Annotated in this window: 1 protein-coding gene and 2 pseudogenes; all 3 read right to left on the bottom strand. The window is 56.0% G+C overall.

What is annotated here, in order from left to right; translation table 11 throughout:
* Positions 1-128: 128 nt before the first annotated feature.
* Positions 129-527, bottom strand: a pseudogene (locus AB3X89_RS39065) (transposase); the annotation flags it as partial.
* 306 nt (positions 528-833) lie between these two features.
* Positions 834-2,126 carry a cytochrome P450 gene (locus AB3X89_RS39060; protein ID WP_368587920.1) on the bottom strand — a complete coding sequence of 431 codons (1,293 nt, stop codon included), beginning with the start codon at positions 2,124-2,126 and terminating at the stop codon, positions 834-836.
* A 1,424-nt stretch (positions 2,127-3,550) separates the two neighbouring features.
* Positions 3,551-3,664 (bottom strand): annotated as a pseudogene (locus AB3X89_RS39055) (IS5/IS1182 family transposase); the annotation flags it as partial.

Below are 3,664 nucleotides of genomic sequence, written 5' to 3'. Positions count from 1 at the left end.
GCCCACGCACACCGCTTGACCGGGTAGATCGAGATAGGTCGTGTCAACGACCATGCAAACAATCCACGCTCTCACATCATGCCCCACGCGCGCGCGGATCGGGGATCGGCCCTGCCGAGCCGCTTACGCTCGAGGCGCGGTCCGAGAACGCGCTCAAGCGCGGGATGGATCTGGGTGAGCAGGCCGCGAATCCCGTTACTGGTTTGGGTAATTTGAGCGGCGAGCTCGTCGTCGAAGCCGCACAGCATGGGCAGCTCGGCGAGCGGTTCATCAGCTAACCGAAGCGAGCGCAGCGTATGCGGCATCGAACCGGCGGCCTCGGCGATGATTGCGGCGTCGCGGGCGTCTGTCTGGGCCTCACCGGCATGCAGGTCGGCAATGCGGCGCATCGCCAGTTCGGGCAGATCGGCAAGCAGAACGCCTTCATCGCGTGCGACGGCCAGCGGCAATGCGCCGGTGGTGGCGGGCTGGTCGACAACGAAGAGAAGACGGCCATGGGTCTTGAATTCGAGTGGGCCTGCGACAACGGTGGCAAATCTCGGCATCTACGTTACGGACGGCCTTGGAATATTCCAGCCGAGTCCCTATTAGCGATCACCTGCCACCCACCAGGCCCGGTGACAACACCCCCCGGATCAGAAACTGCGACTGGGGGCGAGAATCATGCCGGGCCTGGCTGCCCAAAGCTTCAATTATCGAGGCGGGAAGATAGTAACTGGGGGCTGCAACCGGGGAAATGTTTGGCAGTCACATGCTACATGTGTGAGTTTGTAGACGAAAGCACGGTCCCGATCAAGGTCATTTTGTGGCGTTCAAATTTTACATAGATGCGATCATTGCAACACGCAACGTATTGGGAGGTGCTTTGGCCCACTTACGAAATTAGACGTCGTGAATTCGATCTCTCCCACCGGTTCGACGAACTGCAACTTCGGGATCAGTTCCTCGAACAGGATGCGCATCTCCATGTTTGCGAGATGCTGACCAAGACATACGTGAGCACCTGCCCCAAACGCAATGTGCCGATTCGGCCTTCGGTCGATATCGAATATGAAAGGGTCGGGGAAAACTTCCTCATCGCGATTGGCCGACCCGTAGCAGAGCATCAGCCAATCGCCCTTGCGGATAGTCCTGCCTCTCAAATTCGTGTCGGCTGCCGCCGTACGCATGAAATGACGCACTGGCGATGCGTAGCGGAGGCTCTCGTCGATGAATTGCGGAATGAGCGACGGGTCAGCCTTAAGCCGCGGCAGCAAATGGGGGAATTGACACAATGCCCACATCGCAACCGATATGGAAGACGAGACGGTGTCATGCCCGGCGGCGGCGATAATCACGTAGTAGCCGAGTCGGGTTGCCTCATCAATAGGCTGTCCATCGACAACCGCGTTGGCGAGCAAGGTGGCGATGTCGTTACGCGGTTTTTTCCGGCGATCTTCGGTCAGGGGATCAAAGTAACCCTTGAAGTCTGCTACAACTGACAGCAGCGCCTTGCCGATCGCACTTCCGGCGTCGCCCTGGCGACTGATATCGCGCTTGTATTCGGCATCCTCGCTTCCAAACATCTCCTGTGTGAGTCTCAACATACGGGGGGATTCTTCCTGCGGAACTCCGAGAATATCCATGATCACGTTCAGCGGATAGTGCGAGGCGAAATCGTTCGCAAAGTCGATTACGGAGCCGCTCTTTTGCAGAAGTTCCCCGATCATCAAATGTGCCAATGATCGGATGCGAGCCTCAAGCTTAACGACACTGTTCGGCATAAACCACGACTGTGTCAGTGCGCGCAAACTCTTGTGTTCGTCGCCGTCGACGTGGACGAGCGAACGGACGATGTTTGGACTACCGGTGGCCCCTATAACATGCGCGATAGATGCTTGCGGACGGCAGACGACGGAATAATCGCCGTTGCGAAACAGGGCATTGTTCCGGGAAATCATTGAGACGTCGGCGTGTTTTGTTACCACCCAGAATGGGTCATGCGCGTCCGCCATTGCTCGTCCAACTGGGTTGTTTGCACGCGCCCACGCGTATATCTCATGGAGCCCGTCGAGGTTTGTATACGACTGCGGATCAACCAGACGGTTTGCTATGTCTTTCGGTAGGTCGTAATTTGTCATGCTCACGATATTGCAGAAAAACTGACATGTGAAATCGAGGCAAGCAACGTGTATCGACGTATCCACTCATGGCTGGGATTGGGGTCGACCGACGTTTGCGGATCGCTCGCCAGTTGATGCGCACCGAAGCCGTCGCGTCGGCAAAAGAGGCGAACGGGCCGGGCGCATGCGTGCGCTCGTCGGATATTGTCCTTTTATACTATTCGCGACTTTCGTCTTTCGCCTTAATGCATGTCAACCTTTCTTGATCACGTGATCATGCATTTGAGCCTCGAAGGTATCCCTTGTCAGACACAGCGCATGACAATGGCATTCGCGCACGAGGAGCAAGCTCCCCGCTTGTCGATGTCTTCGTGGCCAAGTGACAGAACCGGAAGGCCGTCGAACGGGCGCCCCTTTGCCCGGTGCGATGCGGCGCCTCTCACGCTGCAATGATTCTACAGCCCATTCTATTGAGGCCGTCGTTCATATCTATCACTGCAAGGGGTGAATATTGCTCAACGCTGTGGGTCGTGGGTTTACGCTGAATTTGTATTCATGAATCGAGCGGTTGCGATGAAAATATTCAATTTGCGTTTGAGGAGGGCGGTAGCGCACATCCCCGCGCAACCGTGCCAATGACGTTCTTCGTCGAATGCCAGGCTTGCTAAAGATTGGCTGGCACTTTGACGCTATGACAAAAGTGGCTCATGACAGGAGGCAACTCTAAGTAAAAATCCTTTTCCGTATCCTTCAAACCGCCCGGATAACAGTCAGAGACGAAATCTTTCAACGGCGTCAGCGCCGGTTGGCAATTTGGGCGGGACGTCCTCACTGAATTCGTTCCATCGCGTAGCCTATGCTGCCAGCAATTGATGACCATGTTGGCTACTTACCTGATGCAAGAAAGGTCTGACCTTGATCAAGGGTTGCCATGCGTTCGTCCCGTACACTTGTGTTGCAGCGGGTCGAACCGTCTCGCTCGACCTACTGTGGGGACTTTAGACGACCCGTCAGAGTATAGACGACTCCGATGGGTCACTTTTTTTCTGTGTCCCGGCTGTCCTTGCCAGTCGCCCACCCGTTCGTTGGGCGGTCATTAGTTCCGAAATAGAACGCGCGGGGAACAATGACCCGATTCCCGACAGTAGTCAGGTAGCATATCCCCTAATATTCGTTCCAAGCAGCGATCCGGACCATCTCTTTGACGGCTACCATTAGGCGGATTCCTCGCGAACTGGTGCAACACCCTTCGTCGCTGCTTTCTGCATGGCAAAGATTGGCGGCTGCTGGCAAGGTGAAATGCCGCTAGCACTGGGAAGCGGACCGCTGAAGGGCCAGATTTGAGATCTCCCGTAGCCCAATCACCGTGGGCAACGAGGTGTGCGAGGCGGGTTCCTGGCCGATATGAGTCATCCAATGAATTAAGGCGTTGATGCGGTTAGAGCGTGTTAGGAACTTTGAAGTACTGGCGCGGCGTGGACAAGCATGAGCATTGCGAAGACGACAAAATGAAGCCCGGCGAGAGTTTCGGGGAGCCGTTCATAGTCACGTGCGAGACGCCG

Origin of the sequence: Paraburkholderia sp. BR14320 (genome assembly GCF_040948665.1) — a bacterium.
Taxonomy (GTDB): Bacteria; Pseudomonadota; Gammaproteobacteria; order Burkholderiales; family Burkholderiaceae; genus Paraburkholderia; species Paraburkholderia youngii.
This window is presented reverse-complemented; position numbering and strand designations above follow the sequence as displayed.